The organism is Edaphobacter paludis (assembly GCF_039993895.1).
GTDB classification, from domain to species: Bacteria; Acidobacteriota; Terriglobia; order Terriglobales; family Acidobacteriaceae; genus Edaphobacter; species Edaphobacter paludis.
On record NZ_CP121194.1, the window covers coordinates 3,562,126 to 3,580,272 of the forward strand.

General features: G+C 57.1%; 14 protein-coding genes. 8 read left to right on the plus strand and 6 right to left on the minus strand.

The window, feature by feature from the left end; all coding sequences use genetic code 11:
- Positions 1 to 15: 15 nt before the first annotated feature.
- The 5 genes from P4G45_RS14810 to P4G45_RS14830 all read right to left on the minus strand — a co-directional run bounded on the left by P4G45_RS14810 (position 16) and on the right by P4G45_RS14830 (position 7,065).
- Entirely contained in the window at positions 16 to 1,320 is a 1,305-nt protein-coding gene (locus P4G45_RS14810) for an MFS transporter (protein ID WP_348267250.1), read from the minus strand.
- A gap of 9 nt (positions 1,321 to 1,329) precedes the next feature.
- The gene (locus tag P4G45_RS14815) at positions 1,330 to 4,008 is read right to left on the minus strand and encodes a sugar-binding domain-containing protein (protein WP_348267251.1); all 2,679 of its coding nucleotides are present in this window, start codon (positions 4,006 to 4,008) and stop codon (positions 1,330 to 1,332) included.
- Between the two features lie 129 nt (positions 4,009 to 4,137).
- Positions 4,138 to 4,608 carry a hypothetical protein gene (locus tag P4G45_RS14820; RefSeq protein ID WP_348267252.1) on the minus strand — a complete coding sequence of 157 codons (471 nt, stop codon included), beginning with the start codon at positions 4,606 to 4,608 and terminating at the stop codon, positions 4,138 to 4,140.
- Positions 4,609 to 4,706: 98 nt separating this feature from the next.
- Positions 4,707 to 5,174: a YraN family protein gene (locus P4G45_RS14825; protein ID WP_348267253.1), complete on the minus strand. Its 468-nt coding sequence runs from the start codon at positions 5,172 to 5,174 to the stop codon at positions 4,707 to 4,709.
- A gap of 19 nt (positions 5,175 to 5,193) precedes the next feature.
- The gene (locus P4G45_RS14830; protein ID WP_348267254.1) at positions 5,194 to 7,065 is read right to left on the minus strand and encodes a hypothetical protein; all 1,872 of its coding nucleotides are present in this window, start codon (positions 7,063 to 7,065) and stop codon (positions 5,194 to 5,196) included.
- 164 nt (positions 7,066 to 7,229) lie between these two features.
- On the opposite strand from P4G45_RS14830, the gene P4G45_RS14835 reads away from it, so the two are divergent.
- Entirely contained in the window at positions 7,230 to 8,873 is a 1,644-nt protein-coding gene (locus tag P4G45_RS14835) for a CTP synthase (RefSeq protein ID WP_348267255.1), read from the plus strand.
- A 42-nt stretch (positions 8,874 to 8,915) separates the two neighbouring features.
- Here the strand turns inward: P4G45_RS14835 and P4G45_RS14840 are convergent, their stop codons facing one another.
- The gene (locus P4G45_RS14840; protein WP_348267256.1) at positions 8,916 to 10,388 is read right to left on the minus strand and encodes a metallophosphoesterase; all 1,473 of its coding nucleotides are present in this window, start codon (positions 10,386 to 10,388) and stop codon (positions 8,916 to 8,918) included.
- A 96-nt stretch (positions 10,389 to 10,484) separates the two neighbouring features.
- On the opposite strand from P4G45_RS14840, the gene P4G45_RS14845 reads away from it, so the two are divergent.
- The 7 genes from P4G45_RS14845 (at position 10,485) to P4G45_RS14875 (ending at position 18,144) form a co-directional block, all read left to right on the plus strand.
- The gene (locus P4G45_RS14845; RefSeq protein WP_348267257.1) at positions 10,485 to 11,132 is read left to right on the plus strand and encodes a DUF4230 domain-containing protein; all 648 of its coding nucleotides are present in this window, start codon (positions 10,485 to 10,487) and stop codon (positions 11,130 to 11,132) included.
- 66 nt (positions 11,133 to 11,198) lie between these two features.
- Positions 11,199 to 11,465 (plus strand): hypothetical protein, encoded by a 267-nt coding sequence (locus P4G45_RS14850; RefSeq protein WP_348267258.1) that lies wholly within the window; start codon positions 11,199 to 11,201, stop codon positions 11,463 to 11,465.
- 274 nt (positions 11,466 to 11,739) lie between these two features.
- Positions 11,740 to 12,507, plus strand: a complete 768-nt coding sequence (locus tag P4G45_RS14855; RefSeq protein ID WP_348267259.1) for an FkbM family methyltransferase — start codon at positions 11,740 to 11,742, stop codon at positions 12,505 to 12,507.
- A 149-nt stretch (positions 12,508 to 12,656) separates the two neighbouring features.
- The gene (gene fabD / locus P4G45_RS14860) at positions 12,657 to 13,661 is read left to right on the plus strand and encodes an ACP S-malonyltransferase (protein ID WP_348267260.1); all 1,005 of its coding nucleotides are present in this window, start codon (positions 12,657 to 12,659) and stop codon (positions 13,659 to 13,661) included.
- Between the two features lie 52 nt (positions 13,662 to 13,713).
- Positions 13,714 to 14,196 carry a peroxiredoxin gene (locus P4G45_RS14865; protein WP_348267261.1) on the plus strand — a complete coding sequence of 161 codons (483 nt, stop codon included), beginning with the start codon at positions 13,714 to 13,716 and terminating at the stop codon, positions 14,194 to 14,196.
- A gap of 28 nt (positions 14,197 to 14,224) precedes the next feature.
- A complete protein-coding gene (locus tag P4G45_RS14870) occupies positions 14,225 to 14,950 on the plus strand; it encodes a polysaccharide deacetylase family protein (RefSeq protein WP_348267262.1) in 726 nt (241 codons plus the stop codon).
- A 551-nt stretch (positions 14,951 to 15,501) separates the two neighbouring features.
- Positions 15,502 to 18,144 carry a TonB-dependent siderophore receptor gene (locus P4G45_RS14875; RefSeq protein WP_348267263.1) on the plus strand — a complete coding sequence of 881 codons (2,643 nt, stop codon included), beginning with the start codon at positions 15,502 to 15,504 and terminating at the stop codon, positions 18,142 to 18,144.
- Positions 18,145 to 18,147: the final 3 nt, after the last annotated feature.

The following is an 18,147-nucleotide window of genomic DNA, read 5'->3' on the forward strand; positions in this document are numbered from 1 at the left end:
GACCCTCTGGGAGATTCAGTCAGGCTGGGGCGTTTGCTTCCCTGCTTTTGCCGCCAAAGCCAACAATGCGGCGCAGACAGCCAGTCCACTCATGGCGTAGAGACCACCTTCAAAGCTGTGGGTGAGATCACGAATTCTGCCTATGGAATAAGGCCCAAGAAACGCTCCAACACCGCCAATCGTGGTGAGAATGGCAACCGCTGCCGCTGCTGCCGCGTCGCCGACGACGCTGGTGGTCAACGTCCAGAACGGGCCCATCATGCTCCACAGCCCCATCGCAGCCAGGGTCATGGCGATAATGGCGACCACGATATTATGTGCCACCGCTGTCCAGGCAAAGCCGCTTGCCGCCAGCAGCAGACAACCCGCGATGTGCCAGCGTCGCTCATTGGTCCGGTCGGAGTTCCACCCTACAATCACGGTAAAGATGGCCGCCGCTAGATACGGCACCGTAGCGTATCGCGCAATGACGCTGGCCGTATGCGCGCCGCCGGAAAAGCTGTTGAGGATCAGCGGCATCCATAGATTTACGATATACACGCCAACCTGGCTGACGAAGTAGGCCCCGGCAAGAAGCCATAACATCGGCAACCGGATAGCGTCGCGTAGCGCGTGGTGCTCCGCCGCGCCGTAGCGGATGCGGTCGCGCTGCAACTCGTCCGCAAGCCACGTCTTCTCCTCCGGCTTGAGCCAGTGGACTTCTTCCGGCCTGTTTTTGAGCAGAAAAAGCACAGAGATGCCCAGCAAAATCGTCGGGATACCTTCCGACAGAAAGAGCCACTGCCAGCCTGCCAGTCCTTTGAACCCATCGAGGCGCAACAGCGCACTCGAAAGTGGGCCGCCGACTACACCTGCGAGCGATGTCGCGGTCATGAACTTGGCAACAGCGCGTGCACGTTCATGCGACGGGTACCAGTAGGTGAGGTAAAAGATCATCCCCGGGAAAAACCCGGCCTCGCACACTCCAAGCAGAAAACGAAGTATATAAAACGACTCCGGCGACCGTACAAACATCATGCAGGTAGAGATGACGCCCCACGAGATCATGATGCGGGCAATCCAGACCTTCGCGCCGACACGCGCCAGCATCAGGTTGCTCGGCAGGTCAAAAAGCGCCGAGCCTATAAAGAAAATTCCCGCGCCAGTCCCATAGACAGTATTGCTGTAGTGCAACTCCCGCTGCATGTCCATCGCGGCAAACCCGACGTTGACACGGTCGAGATATGCCACGATATACAGCAGAAAAAGATAAGGGATAAGTCGCAGCGTTATCTTCGCATAGACTTCTCTGCCGTTGACGGATTCCACTACCTGCACCATGACTCCACTTTAGTTCGTCTTATCCGAAGCTGGCGACGCCAACGGCGGCGGAACGTACATCGGCAACCCGGTCACCGGCCAATGATTGACCTGCGCATCGACGTTCAGTGCGATCGCAGCCGCAGGCGACGATGAAGGAGTAACTGCAATGTTCCATCCATCCACGACGACCAGCGGCACGTCACCCTTAAGGTCGGCAGCGCTTGCTTCAATCGAGATGGTCTTCGTCTCGTTGGGCACAAGCGAAACATAGTTGTCGCTGTAGTAGACCGGCAGCACGCGCTCGCCGGATTGCTGACGCCGCAGTTGCAGATGCGTCATGAGCGCAACCTGAGCGCCCGAATTGTGCAGCGTGACAGACAGCAGGCATTTGCCGTCCGCATCATGCCGCTCGACCTTGGCATCGAGCGTGATGGTGGATAGCTGATTGAGCGCCGTCAGATCGTCCTGATGCGCAGGCAGCGCACGCCAGTAGAAGTTGCTCGAGAGCAGTTTGCCTGACGCATCGTGCAGGTCCAGTTTGACGAAGTAAACCGGCGACAGATTTGTTGGCCACGCCACCACGCCCAGACTCGTAGCGACACTGGGAGCAGCCGTGACCGCGAAGTCATGCTGGTAGGGGATAGAGCCGTCGAGATTGTAGATGGAGAGATGCGCCGTGGCATTGGTCAACGCAGTGGGTAGATTATTGATGACCTGAATGTCGTCATTGCTCTCGTTCAGTTGAATGTGCTGCAACTCACCCGCCTTCTCCACCGCGAAGAGCGACGAGTTGGGCTCAAGATCATGATGATAGAGCTGCCAGACAAAGCTCGGCTGCGCGGGATTGCTCATCCACGTGATGACCGCCGTGCTGGGGTTGAAGAGCTTGGCGTTGCGGCCCTCGTACATTGCGCGAAAGGCCTCATAGTTTGCAAGCTGCGCCTTGCGAACAAAGTCGGCTAGGTTGGCCAACTTGCCATAACGAGCTTCGATGACGTCACGATAGGTGTCGCCACCGGACGCTCCGCGGGCAAAGTCATGCTCGGCCCAATCATCGTTGATGATCTCCCAATCCTTCTGCGGCATCATTCCGTGAATCGACTCGAGGGTCGGCACGGAGACGCTGCCGATCTCAGTCTTGAATGCATGACTGAAGACGTAAAATTCGCGAGGCGTGCGCCAATGGTATGGGCCGCCGGAGTTGACGCCGTGGCCGGCGGTGGAACTCGGCTGATAGAGCCGTGCGGGATCGAGTTCAGCCATCATCGGACGCAGTGCGTCGTCAATCTCCTTGGGCGGATAGCCCTCGTTGCGCGCACACCAGATCGCAATGGACGGATGATTGCGGAAGCGGAGAATCTTATCGCGAACGTTCGCCATGTAAGTAGGCAGATCAGTCGGGTTGGGACCGTCGCTGGGATTGGGCTGGAAAAACTCATCCCAAAGAAGTATTCCGTACTTGTCGCAAAGCTCGTAGAAGTCCTCGTTCGTGCTCTGCCCAACCCAGTTGCGGATCAGATTGAGGTTCGCCAGCTTATGCATTCGAATCTCGGCTTCGAGACGTTCGCGCGGAATGCGCTTCATCGCCTCGTCCAGCCCCCAGTCGCCGCCGCGAATAAAGATGCGAACACCATTGACAGATACTGTGAGGTTCTCGGCGTCGGGAACGGAGTAGGTAATCTTGCGAATGCCAAAGCTAAGGTCTTGGCTGTCGGAGACGTTCTTCTTGATCTCAAAGGTGAGATGGAGGTTGTAGAGATTCTGTGGACCGTAGCCGTTTGGCCACCACAGCTTTGGATTATTGATGTGCAGTGCCGGAGTATTTTTGGAATCAAGCGCAACCAACGTTGAGCTGTGAGGCGCAAGTTCAACCTCCTTCCGGAAAGTAACTTCTCCGAAGCTTCCTTTCAGCACGCCTTTCTGGGGCTTGTCGCTTATATTCTCAACCGTTGTCTTGATTGAGACATCCGCCGAGTCCAGCTTTGGCAGCGGCAGATCGGTCTCGACCAGCGGATTTTTTACTACAACCGGTCCTGTCGCAGAGAGATACACCTTCCTCCAAATGCCAGTGTCCCGATCGCGAATCGCCGGAATCCAGTCCCAGCCGATGGTGGAGAGAAATGTCGGACCGTCAATCGCAGTAATGCCGCCGTTCAGTCCCATGCCATTGCGAATCGTGTGCTCATGGGGCACACCTGGATGCGGCTGCGGGCTGACCAGCACGGCCAGCACCGCTTGCTTGCCCGGCGTGATGATCGAGGTAATGTCAAAAGTGCCGCGAATGAATGCGCCCTTCGTCGTGCCGATCTGTTTGCCATTCACCCATATCTCCGCGGCGTAATTAATACCGTCGAAGTTCAACCACGCCTGACGATGAGAGTAGGACTTGGGAACAGTAAAGACGGTGCGGTACCAGTAAGGGGTGCGGCTCAGACTTTCAGGAATCTTATCGGGACGGTTGTTCTCCCCATAGAGAGGCTCGGGGTAGACGCCGTCGTTAACGAGACTGGTAAGCACCGTACCCGGCACCGTAGCTGAGTACCAGCCTTGAGGAGCAAATCCCTGCTGCGAGACGGCATCTCCGGATTGAGAAACTTTGGCCGCATCCTGCAACTGCCAGCCGGAAGAGAGCACTACGGGAGAGGGAGGTGCAGAGTTTGCTGCGGCAGGAAGCACGTTGAACAATCCTAAGAGTCCCGCAACCATGCAAGGCAATACTGACCGTCTAAACCGTTTCTGCACTTGATTCTTCTCCTCGGATCTCGTTCAAAAACCCTACAGGAGAACTTTACACGGTCACGGTTTTGCCTTGCACGCCGCGCCCCCGGAGACTTGCTAATATTGCAGCTCTCGCGGCGAATATGTCAGCGTTCCATTCGAACGTTCGTACCAAAGAAACAACTTCTTGGCACTGTGGTTCACGGTAACCGCAATGATGATGCCCGAACCGTCCCGCTTCGATATATCCACATGGTGCGATGTAATCGGACCCCAGTCACTTGCCGTCGTCCAGTCCTCAGTGAACCGTTGCAGTTTGTAGTCGTAGTTCTGTGGATGCTGCTCCCATTTGGGATCGTTCATCCAGATACCATAAGCCGTCTTGTAATCCTTCTTCTGCAGGTCCGTCATGAAGGTGTCGATCTTATGCTCGACAGGCAGATTTGAGAAGAACCATCCATGCCCTAGCAGATAACCGCCAACGTAAAGCACCACCAACAGCGCAACCAGGACCCCGCCACCTATGAGGAGATTACGGTTTCGCGTCTCACGACTGGCGTTGTATTGCGGAGCATTCAGCAGCGTCATCGTCTCTTCACCTCGGTACCCACCTCTATATTAGACACCGCCGCCCATAAAATGGATGTTGCGGGAATCGCCCTTCAGCCCAGCCCTTCACGCATAAGTCACTGCCACCCGAATGCTCCTTTATATACATCGAACTCGACTCGGGCAGGCTGCAGATATACCGACACGATATCGAAACGCACCGGCACCTCCCGCCGCTTCTTCTCGGGGAATGCGCGCAGATAAGCTCGAGCCATCTTTCGCAGCATCTCCTGCTTATCGGCGTTCACGGCAGACTCCGCTGGCGCCATCGGATCTCTTCCTGTCCGCGTTTTAACTTCGATAAAGCAAAGCCACTCGTCATCCCAACCAATCAGATCGACATCGCCACGCAGCTTTGCATTTTTCCAGCGGCGTGCAACGACGGTATAACCCAGCGTTCGCAGATGAAAGAGCGCCTCTCGCTCTCCACGCAGACCGGTAGCCAGATGCTCCGCAGTAGACGGTGTACGTCTAAGCTGCCTGCCCAGCGCCTCCATCCGTCGCAGCGCCCACACCTGCAAATTAATCCCGGTAGCCGTTCTCATCCTAAGCTTCTCCCGCATCTCAATGCATCCCCGGATGCATTCGCTCGACGGCCGCGGCGCGTTGCAGATCGACAATCACCGGCTTCGACGCAATGCTCTCTCCGTTTGAGTTCACTGCCGTAACTACATACTCAGACGTTCCAGCATACGGCGTAATCCCCGCAAATGCTGTTGAGACAAGTCCACTGGCGAGCAGCCGCGGTGTCCCATTGCTGCCATCCTGACTTTTGACGTTATAAGTTCTCGCTCCAGGCACCGCAACCCACGAGAGCGAGACCACGCCATCCTGCACATCGGCTCGAAGCCCCTCAGGAGTTGAAGGAACTGGCCCATCCGGCAACAACCCATACACACAAAACTGTCCAGTCCCAACATTCTCCGTGCCAAAGCTGGCAAGGTACACCTTGCCATTCGCTATGGTCGGGGGAGCCATCTTCGAATAATTGCTGCAATCGTCGCGTCCTGGGTCTTCGAGGGAGTTCCACAATTCATGTTCGATATTGTCCGCATCGTAGGCATGAAGAATTCCCGGTCTCGACTCGTGCCACGAATCCCCGGTTGCATGAATCGCCGCCCACAAAATCCCCTCTTTGCCGCCGTTCGCCGATAACGACAGCATCGCCCCCGGATGCCCCTCATTCACCTCTGGCCGCATCATCACAGGCGTCTCGCTGAGCCTGTCGCCCTTCAGTCCGTAGACGCGCGCCCGGTCCCTCTGTCCCCAGACATAGAGTAGTGAACCTTTCTTATCGCTCTTCCAGTACACAAAGCTGTGCAGATGCGATCCGCTCGCCTGAAAATGTTGCAATGCATTCTCATCGCCCAAATGCCCCAGGTGCTGTTGGTCGAGAACATACAGAACGCCCTCCTTGCCACCACCGAGCACGAGTTTTGTTCCCGGAATCAGCGTTGCTCCAGATGAGTTGATGTCAAGGTCCTTCGCATCGAGATCAAAGTGATTGGTTGGAGTGAACCAGTCCAGAACTTTCAGTTCTGGATTTAATTTGAGAAAGCTTTCGCTAAAATTCACCTTGCCGTCCCACGAACCGTTTCCTGTAACTACATAGATATTGCCTTCTGCATCCACCGCCGGAGCCTGTCCCGACTGCCAGATGCTCGCCTCTGAACCTGTCGGCGAAGTATTCAATACGGCAGTCTGACGCAGCGACTTCGCGTCGTAGCCCATCAGAAACCCGTGATACGGCTCCTTATCGCAGTGCGACGCATAGCCGACATATACCGTGCCACGCGAAAGCAGCAGCGCTGGACGCTGATTCTCCATCAATGGATCAAAATCGTGTGCCGTAATCGTCACAGGACTCTCGGGCATATCTGCGCCGGTCGCAATATCCAGAGCGTGAAGCCGTTGAATAAAACCACTCCCCGCCCGCGTCAGAGCCACTACATACAACGTGCCGCTTTGTTGATCGATGACGGGAGTTCCGACGATCCCCATGTTTCCATTGATATCCAGGCAGCCGAAATTCGCATCATGCAGGTTCGCCGGCATACCGAAATTGACATGCCATAGCGGCCTCGAAGCGCTCGCCTCATTGGCATCGAACGCATACACGCTGTTATTGACCGTCGTTACATAGACGACATCGTGAAAGCCTCCGCCCACTTTCACATGCGAGACATAAAGTGGCTGCCCATATACCTGATCATCAACCACCCGCTTGAACAGCATCCCGAACTGCTTCACGTTGACATTCTCGTGAGTCAGCACGGTCTCATGCAGATTCGCGCCCGTACGCTCCCGGTCATTGTGTTGGGTTAGCACACTGACCTGAGCTACTCCAGAATTCCCAGCCACCCACAACAAAATCGACATTCCCAGCAGCAAGCCACCAGACTTCATCGTTCCGCTCCAGCGTTTTACAAGTCTCATCCTTCGACAGTGCTTTCCAGTGTATGTCCCGCTTCCATTTTTGGTAGTACGACTGCAAATAATCATCGAAAGACCATCCGGGTTGCCTCCACGCCCCCAACCCTGCGATACTTGATTGTGCACACCGAGCACGCCCATCACGAACAATTGAAGAGGTCGCATTAATGTCAGCAAAGTACATCTTTGTTACCGGCGGAGTTGTGTCCAGCCTTGGTAAAGGTCTCGCCGCAGCCTCCATCGGCTGCCTCCTTGAGGCCCGCGGCATCAAGGTCAACCTCATGAAGTTCGATCCCTATCTCAATGTCGACCCCGGCACCATGTCGCCCTTCCAGCATGGGGAGGTCTTCGTCACCGACGACGGCGCGGAGACCGACCTCGACCTCGGCCACTACGAGCGTTTTACCCACGCCAAACTCACGCGCGACAATAACCTCACCACCGGGCGCATCTACGAGCAGATCATCACCAAGGAGCGGCGCGGCGACTATCTCGGCAAGACCGTCCAGGTAATCCCTCACGTCACCAACGAGATCAAAAACGCCATGCGAAAGGTGGCCGCCGAGACCGAAGTCACCATCGTCGAAATCGGTGGCACCGTAGGCGACATCGAATCTCTTCCCTTCCTCGAAGCCATTCGTCAAATGCGCCAGGACCTCGGCCGGGACAACACCGTCTTCGTCCATGTCACGCTTATCCCTTGGATCGCCGCCGCGCAGGAACTCAAGACCAAGCCAACGCAGCACTCCGTTAAGGAGATGCTCTCCATCGGAATTCAGCCCGATATCCTCCTCTGCCGCTCCGACCGCCCCGTCCCTCGCGAGATGCGCAGCAAGATCGCCCTCTTCTGCAACGTCGAAGAGCAGGCCGTCATCGCCGCGCGCGACGTCGCCAGCATCTATGAGGTTCCGCTGACCTTCGCCGCCGAAGGCGTAGACGCTCTTGCGCTCAAATATCTCCGCATCGACGCCAAGGCACCAGACCTCTCAAAATGGCAGGACATCGTCCACCGCGCTTACAACCCCAAGGACGAAGTCTCCATCGGCATCGTAGGCAAGTATGTCGAGTACGAAGACAGTTACAAGTCTCTCAAGGAAGCCCTCGTCCACGGCGCCCTCGCCCATAACCTCAAGCTCCGCGTCACCTGGATCGAAGCCGAAGGTCTTGAAGCCGACGATTACTCCTCGCAGCTTGAGGGCTTCGATGGCATCCTCGTCCCCGGAGGCTTTGGCAAGCGCGGCATCGAAGGCATGTTGAACGCGATCCGCTACGCCCGCGAGACAGGAACGCCGTACTTCGGCATCTGCCTCGGCATGCAGACCGCATGCATCGAATACGCCCGCAACGTCTGCGGCCTCAAGGAAGCGAACTCCGGCGAGTTCGACCCCGCGACGCCGCACCGCATTATCTATAAACTCCGCGAGCTTACCGGCGTCGAAGAGATGGGCGGCACCATGCGCCTCGGAGCCTGGGACTGCGTGATGGAACCGGGCTCGCTCGCCGCGCAGGCCTACGGCGCTACCGAAATCTCAGAGCGCCACCGCCACCGTTACGAATTCAACCGAGAGTACGAAGCCGTCCTCACTGGCGCAGGCCTCCGCCTCACCGGAACAACGCCCGACGCCACTTACGTCGAGATCGTGGAGATCCCGAGCCATCCCTTCTTCCTCGGCTGCCAGTTCCACCCCGAATTCAAATCGAAGCCCTTGGAGCCGCACCCGCTCTTCCGCGATTTCGTTGCGGCCAGCTATAAGAACCGACTGACCCAATCGAGTGCAAATGAATCAGCAGTAGCCATAAAAGGTCAATAAATTCGGCAGGGCTGGACGATTCGGTCTCTGTCTCCAGCCTGCCTATTGACTCGCACTGCAGATGCAATCACGAAACCCTTTGCTCGTAGAGTGCCGTAATGCGCATACGTATTGCGGCCACAGCGGCTTGATCAAAGACGATCTGTCGCCCACAAAAAAATCATTGATATAAGCACGACTCACGTCCATCTTCGCATTCGGATCGGCGCGAAACTCTTCAATCAACTTCTCCAGCGCTGCCGGGGTGAAGGCGGCCTGATGATAAGTCTGCCCGTAGCCGTACTCCTTCGACCATGAAGTATCGATCCCGGTCCCATTCGAAGAGGAGAAGACACTGTAATCCGTCAACGTCGCCGCGGCAGGATCGATCCGCGCCACTGTAAATGAAGGACTATTTCCATTCACAGGAGAGATCGACGCAACGACCTTGATCGCCACCTCTCCGCCCCTCGCATTGCCTTCTGGCCCCAGCAGGCGCAACTCGTCCATGTGAGTGTGCGCAAAGATGCCCAGCCGCACCAGGTCTGCATTTTCGACCAACACGTCTTCTAATTTCCCTGACGCGAGAAACATCTCCGGCTTATCGTTCGCGCAGACATTGCGCATCTTCGCGAAGGTCGAATAGATATCCACGCCTGGTGGAATGTGTCCCATCACCCACACCCGCTGTTGATAGCGTCTCGCATCGGAAAGCTCCTTCTGCAGCCACGCGATCTGAGTTGCTGCCGCCTCATCGTCGTGTCCGCCGCCGCAGGTCGCATACTTGGGCGATAGGAAAACATCATCCAGCACAATCAGCCGCGTATTCTGCATCGGCGCGGCCATCATGACGCTGTAGTTGCCTCCAGCCGTAAAGTCGGCCAGCATCTCTTTCTGATCCGTCGATTTTGGCAAACCCGCCACCACACTCCTGGCTGCCGCTGCGAGAAAAGCACCGCCGCCATCGAGCCGGTAGTCTCCGCAACCTGAGTCGTTATTACCCAATGCAACATATACCGGCACGCCAGGAAATGTTCCGCGCAACTCGGTCGTCACAAACTCGATCGTCTTTGCAGCAAACGCCGCATATTCGTTCTGCGACCTTCCCGGAATCACGGCCGCATATCTGCAACCAAAACCGTGCGCGATCAAATCGCCGCTGACCATAATAAATTTCGCGTCTGGCGCCGTGCGTTTCGCTGCATTCAAACTGGACCGCAACAACGGAAAGGGAGTATCGACACCCCGCGCGCCGCACTGATGCTGCACCGCCGCAAATGCGCTGGACTGATCTCCCGAGGCCGGTTCTGCAAGAATCGCTTCCCACACGCTCACCGGAGCGTCCGCCAATCGCCTCACCTTGGCCGGATCGTGAAACGGATCGAAGTGGATATCGCTGAGCATCAGAGCAGAAACGGTTGGCCGCTTCGCTTGCACGCGACTGGTCTGACCAGCGGCGAAATTTCCCGCGAGAACACCGCAAACTGCGATAGCGCCGCAAAAATAGGCGGCTCTCGATGCAATCTTTCCCTTCATACCGCTCTTTGGCCAATCCATGCTCGTATCACCATACCAATTTCCACCACGCTTTCGCGTTGCCGTGGCATGATGGATGCGAGCATCCAATTCCCTATGATGACCCCCTACGAGCCACGACGGAGTTCCACCGGTCCCTTCCTCGCCTTTATTCTTGCACTGCTCCTCGGTGCCTTGGCGGTGGTCTTGTTCCTCCGCCACGCCAACTCCGGGGTACTCGCTCGTATCGCCACAGCCGTCACCGGCCGTGCCTCCGTCACCTTCGACACCTCCGTCCCTGCCGTCGTTCAGAAGATCCAGCGCCTCAACCGTCTCGAAACCGTCGTCTACTCGCTCGATACTGTCATCGAAGGCTCGAAATCCAGCGCCGTCCTGCCCGATCTGCTCGGTGGCGATCGTCTTCTGATGATCGTGCACGGAGAGTCCATTGCCGGGATCGATCTCTCCAAGCTGCATCCCGAGGACGTCCGCATCGACGGCCGGTCCATCCACGTCACTCTTCCCGCCTCCGAACTCTTCGTCACCACCATCGACAACCAGCGCACCCGCGTCTACGCCCGCTCCACCGGCCTGCTGACGTCAGCCGATCAGAATCTCGAGTCTGAAACTCGTGCCCGCGCCCAGGACCAGCTCCAGAAAGATGCCCTCAGCGATGGCATCCTCGACGCCGCCCGCAAGAACGCCCGCGCCACTGTCACCACGCTGCTCTACGGCCTCGGCTTCCAGCATGTTGAAGTAATGTAACTAACTACATCCACTCCATCAACAGCCCTCTCCCATCCTTCGCAAACCTGCGATATCATCCACAATATGAAGTTCTGTTCGCACTCCCGCAGCTTCGGCAACTTTTCCGAGGGTCATCACGACTCCACGGTCGAAGACCTGCCCCAGGAAGATCAGGAATCAACCCTCTTCAGGACCATCGGCTGGATCTCCGCCGGTCTCGGCGCTGTGGCTCTGGGCCTCTTTGTAGGCCGCGAGCTTCGCCTGCGCTACAAGTTCAACCATCGCACTCCCTACGACTTCTACGCCCACGCCGGCGATGAAGAGAATGTAGACTTCGGCCTCGGCATTTAGCCAAATCCGTTTCCATCATTTGTCGACCTCCCGCCAATACCTGCCTCTCTGATCGATCGTGGCTCAGCAGATCTGCATTTCTACCCTCATTTAGATTTTCTTCCTCAATCCAATGCAAGATCGTATAATCCGTCCACTCTGTGTTGACTGATTGAGCGATGGGGTAAACGGAAGGCTATCGACAATGGCTGATGTGATTGATCTCGTAAGCTCGACTCGTGCTGGCCGTGCAGGCTTCAAGGCAGTCCGTCCAATTCTCCACCTCGTGCGGCGCATGGCGCATCCTGGCATTCCCAACGACCTCAAGATCTCCAAAGTCGCTTATCGCGACCGACAATTCTCAATCGTGCACAGACGCTGGAGCGCTAGCGACGCGCTTGCCATTAAACAATGCTTCGAGCAGCTCCAGTACGATATGCCCACCGGCGTCCACGGTAAGCTCATCGAACGCATTTATCGGGACATTCTTGACGCCGGCCAAAAGCCTCTCATCATTGACTGCGGAGCAAACATCGGTGCCAGCGTCACATGGTTCGCTAGTCGGTATCCCGCTGCTCACATCGTTGCCATTGAACCTGCGCCCGATAATTTCGCCCTGCTGGACAAAAATTGCGCCGGTTTGGACGTTGATCTTCGAAAGGCCGGGATAGGCCCGCAGGACGGCGTGGCCTACCTTCAGACCACGGGCGGAGAGATGGGTTACCGCACAAATACTGATCAGAACGGTATCCAGATCGACATGGTTTCCCTGGATACGCTTCTGGCCTCCAAGCCGCAGTCTCAATATGTCCCCTTTTTACTCAAAATAGATATTGAAGGAGCTGAAAAGACATTATTCTGCGGCGATACTTCTATCTTCAATCAGTTTCCCCTCATCATCTTCGAGCCGCACGACTGGATGTTGCCGGGACAGCTTACATCTCAGGAGTTCTTTCGCTTTCACGTCGCGGCAGGCCGGGAATTCTGCATGAACCATGAGAATATTGCGTCCATCACCCGGCATAGCAGCCTCCTTGGAATGACCCAGGATCTGAAAAATTGAACGGGTTCTACTCTCGAATCCACCGCAAATGGTTTCAGTGGAAGCATTTGCAGCACTTTCAGCACTGAGGGAACAGCTCCAGTCCGATTTTATTGACGTTTTCCTTTGGCTGCACTCTTTGACAGTCTCCTGATTTACCATTAATGGCGATGACTAAATTTGCATTTCTCTTTCCTGGCCAGGGCTCGCAATCTGTCGGCATGGGCAGAGACCTCTACGAAAACTTCCCCACGGCCCGCGCCACCTTCGACGAAGCCGATGAAGCCCTCGGATTCTCTCTCTCCAAACTCATCTTCGAGGGGCCGGAAGAGCAACTCAAGCTCACCGAGCATACCCAGCCTGCGATTCTCACCGTCTCTGTCGCCGCCGCCCGCATCCTCGCCGAAAAGGGTATCGTCCCTGGCTTTGCTGCTGGACACTCGCTCGGCGAATATTCCGCTCACGTAGCCGCCGGAACCCTATCCTTCGCCGACGCCGTCCGCACCGTCCGCAACCGCGGCCGCTACATGCAGCAGGCCGTTCCCGAAGGCGTCGGAGCCATGGCCGCCATCCTTGGCCTCTCTGCCGACCTGATCAACGACATCTGCGCCCAGGTCTCTGACGACCTTACGCCCCTGCCGACTACAAATATCACCGGCCCGCAGGCGCACGCCTTCTCGCCTAACAGCGCCGTTGTCTCCCCGGCTAACCTGAACTCTCCCGGCCAAACTGTGATATCGGGCGCAACAGACGCCGTCCATCGCGTCGCCGACCTCTGCAAGCAGGCTGGAGCCAAGCGCGCCGTGATGCTCTCGGTCAGCGCTCCCTTCCATTGCGCCCTGATGGAACCGGCGCAGAAGGCGCTCGCCATCGACCTCGAAGCGCTCGTCTTCAACGACCCTCAGTTTCCTATCGCCTGTAATGTCGATGCACGGCTCATCACACGCCGCGCAGAGGCCCGCGACTGCCTGGTCCGTCAGGTCACCGCTCCGGTCCGCTGGGTGGAGTGTATCCAGCTTCTGATCGCTCAGGGTGTCACACGCTTCATCGAGGTCGGCCCGGGCAAGGTGCTCACCGGTCTGATGCGCCAGATCGACCGCAGCCAGTACGCTTCCCACGTCGAGGATTCGGCGTCGCTTGAAAAGGCCATCGATGCGCTACTAATCGCGTCATGAGCACGCAGCAGAAAGACTATAAGCTATCCATTTAAATTCGCCAGAGGATTGCATGCAGATCAACGATAAAGTCGAAAACTTCACGCTCCAGAACCAGGATGGAGAGACCGTCAATCTTACCGATTTTTCCGATAAGCCTGTTGTTCTCTTCTTCTACCCCCGCGCCAATACCTCCGGTTGTACGATCGAAGCCTGCGGCTTCCGGGACGCCTTTCAGAAGCTCCAGCAGGCCGGAGTCGTCGTCCTCGGCATCTCACGCGACGATGTCAAGGCCCAGAAAAACTTCCACCGTAAGTACAACCTTCCCTACAACCTGCTGGCCGATCCCGACATGACTCTCATCAATCGCTACGATCTCCTCCGGCCCAAGAGCATGTACGGCAAGCTGGTAAAAGGTGTGGAACGGACCACCTTCATCATCAGCCCCGATACTGGCTCCGGCCAGCGCCTGGTGCACATCTTTCCCAAGGTGAACCCCGAGAACCACGTCGAAGAGGTCCTCGCTGTGCTCCACCTGACGCCGGCCCACGCCTGAGCCTCGTCCGGTAGAAAGACGACGGAAGATGACATCGATCCAACTGGCTACCGTCGCGGCCCTCACTACAACTGCTGTTGCGGGAGGCGCGGCCTATGCCGCACTCTGGCCGCAGTCGCAACTCTTTGGGCGTGTGCTGGTTGCGGGCTCCGATCCTGATGAGGTCGCTCTCACCTACGACGATGGCCCTAATGACGAAGCTACCGAGCGGCTGCTCGAGGTTCTTGCCCAGCATCAGGTTCATGCCACCTTTTTTCTCATCGGAGGCTTTGTCCGCCAGCGACCTGCGCTGGTGCGATCGATCGCCGCGGCTGGCCATGTGGTAGGCAATCACACCATGACTCACCCTTGGCTCTCGTGGCAGTCCGCCGCCCGCATTCGCCAGGAGCTTGCCGGGTGCAATGCTGTGCTCGAAGATGCGCTGGGCGCTCCAGTCCGTTTTTTCCGCGCTCCACACGGGGCCCGCCGCCCAGTCGTACTACGTACCGCCGGTGAACTTGGCCTGACCGCCGTCCAGTGGAACATCACGGCGTTCGACTGGAACCCCGTACCTGCCGAAAAGATCCTGGGGAATGTGGTTCGCGGCATCGAGCTGAATCGGAGCCGGAAGCGTGCCTCGAATGTTCTGCTGCATGATGGGGGCCACCTCGGCATCGGTCAGCCTCGCCTGCCGTCGGTCGAAGCCACGAGGCTACTGCTTCAAAATTACAAGCCTGCCGGGATGAAGTTCGTCACCGTCGCGGACTGGGTGTAATAGGCCGCATTCGCCGCTAAGCGAAGAAACAAAACCTTTGCATGGAAGCAAGAATAAATTCAGGTTCCAATAATTTGGATGGCTCGGAATCTTTTATTGAAATAGGACTGTTATTGTCGTATATTAAAAATCATCAAGTTAACACCAGTGTTTTTGTCATGTAGTCGTAGGGATTGGATGTAAGGGTCCAGATTCCCGCGGATAATCTCTTGGCGGAGACCGCGAGAACCTGGAAGCTGCGAGCCGTTGGATGGTTGCAGGTTGTCTGAATTATAGGGTCGGTTCACGGCCCGGGCAACTGCGGCGTCCCGCTTCGGTTTCGGTTCAACTCCCTTCAATAGAAGTAATAAGGTTTCGGGCTTTGAGGTACCTGCGGTGGCTTCGGCCATTGACGAGGGCTTTGAGGATTAGCGGTCAACGACGAGGCATGCAATTTTCGCGCCAAGTGACTGGCTGCATGGATGTAAATCGCAGGGAACGCACGCTGTTTCCGGTTTTACGAGTGCGGTCTTTTGCCAAGGCCTAAGGGTTTGATTTCAGGGGGAGAGCACGTGAAGCGGACGACGTTGAAGATGGTCAGTAAGGATAAGAAAAAGACTGGCTGGACAGCGATGGTGGGGGGCCGGCGGGGATGGCTGGCAATGGGAACGCTGGCGGCTTATGCGGTGATGGGTTCGAGCCGCGGCGCGATCGCAGCGGTGACCAACGATCCCGGAGCGGGGGCGGCGGCCCCGGCGGCGAATCTTCCGGTAAAGCGGTTTCACATCGGCGCGGGGCCTTTGGATGAGGCGATCAAAGATTATGAGCAGGTGACCGGACTGAAGGTGAACGTGACGTTGCCCTCCGGAACGCTGGCGGGATTTCAGACGCATGGTGTGAACGGACTGCATACCGAAGAAGAAGCCTTGCGGCTGCTGCTGGAGGGAACGGGACTAAGTTATACCGCGCAGGATGCGTCGACGATGGTGGTTGGGCTGCGCTACTCGGACACGGTGGATGTGACGGCTTCGGGGTTATCGGATGCGGTGTCGATGTCGAAGTTTACGGAGCCGTTGGTCGATACTCCGCAGACGGTGGCGGTGGTGCCGCAGTTTGTGCTGCACGATGAGGGCAACTCGACTCTGCGGGATGCGCTGCGCAATGTTCCGGGCATCAGCATGGCGGCGGGCGAGAGCGGCGCACAGGGTGACAATCTGACCATTCGCGGCTTTACGGCGCGCAACGATATCTTTCTGGATGGCATTCGCGACTTCGGCAGCTACTACCGCGACAGCTTCAACTTCGACCAGGTGGAAGTGCTGGAGGGACCTGCGGGCGTGCAGTTTGGACGAGGCTCTACGGGCGGCGTCATCAACCAGGAGAGCAAGGTTCCGGAGCTGCAGAAGTTTGTGAATGTGGAGACGCAGTTCGGCACAGACGCGACGCGACGGATCGCGGCGGATATCAATGAACCGCTAACGGGGATTGGGCATGGAGGCGCGGCATTTCGGCTGAATGCCGTGGCGACGGAGGGTGGCGTGGCGGGACGACCTCATGCGGAGAACCGGCGATTTGGCGTGGCTCCTTCGGTGTCGTTCGGGCTGAATTCGACGACTCCTTTTACGATCAGCTACTTCCACTTCACAGAGAGCGATACGCCCGACTATGGATTGCCGTGGTTCTTCAGCAAAGTAGCTCCGGGGCCGATTCGGCATAACTACTACGGCTTTCCCGACGAGAACTATCTGAAGACGAACGACGATATTCTGACCGCGAAGGTGAGCCATGCCTTCGGCGAGAATGTGAGCCTGCACAGCATTGCGCGATGGGCGAACTATCCGCGGCAGGCACAGATTACGGAGCCGCAGATCTGCTCGAATGCTGCGATCAGTGTGCCCGTGGGAGGTGTGGTCGCTTCCCTGCCAACGAGTGCAATCAACTCGGGACAGCCGTGCGGCTATACGCCCGCGACTGATCCGGCAACGATTGCGGTGAACCGGAACCAGTTGCAGATCAAGAGCGTCGAAGGCGATCTTTGGGATCAGACCGAGTTGACGGCAGGCTTCAAGGTTCTGGGGATGCGGAACGACTTCGATGGCGGCGTGGAAGGTGGGCAGGAAGTATCGAATCCCATCCGCACCAGCTACACGATTAATAAGGTCAATACTGTTCCTTCGACCAACCTGTTGCACCCAAATGCTGCAGACTCGTTTGGCGGCACTGGATATATCAGTTCGGTAGTGCATACGAAGTCGCAGAGCGCAGGATTGTATTTTGTCGATACCGTGCATCTTGGGAATTTGTTTGAGCTAAGCGGCGGAGTTCGCTGGGACTACTTCGATACGGTGTTCAACTCGTACCAGCCGGGCGCTCCACCAGCCGGCGGCACGGTGAGCGCGCCCATTGGGCCGATCAGCAGGCTGGATAAGCAGCCGAGCTATCGCGCGGCGTTTGTGTACAAGCCGACCAAACATGGCAGTGTCTACTTCGACTATGGGACGAGCTTCAATCCGGCTGCTGAGTCGCTGAGTTTGAGCATACCGACGGCGAGCAGCTCGTTGGGTCCGGAGAAGAACGAGACTTATGAAGCAGGTGCGAAGTACAGCTTGATGAATGAGCATCTGTTGCTGGATGGCGCCTGGTTCCGTACAGAAAAGGACAATGCGAGGGAGACCGATCCGACGAACTCGAACAACGTCGTGAACTCCGGCAACCAGTTGGTGAAGGGGGTGCAGTTCAGCATGGTGGGCAGGCTGCCGCAAGGCACCGACGTTGTGCTGGGCTATGCGTATCTCGATAGCGCTGTCATCCTTTCGAAGCTGTATCCATCTTCGGTTGGATATCCGCTGGCCAATGTGCCGAAGCAGACCTTCAATGCGTTCATCACCCACAAGTTTCCACTACGGTTGAGTGGCGGGCTGGGCGGCAACTACGTGGCCAGCCGGACGGCCAGTTCGACTGTGCCTTATGTGGCGACTGGCTATGCGGCGAATCCCAATGGACCGGGATATGTCGTCACCAGCGTAGCGATGCGGCAGGTGCCGGGATACTGGGTCTTCAACGCGATGATGCGGCGACCCGTAACCGACAGGCTGGAGTTGCAGGCGAACGTCTATAACCTGCTGAACCGTTTCTACATCGATCAACCGCATCCCAGCCACCTGATTCCCGGTGCTGGACTGAGTGCGCTGATTGGAGTGAACTTCAAGTTTTAGACT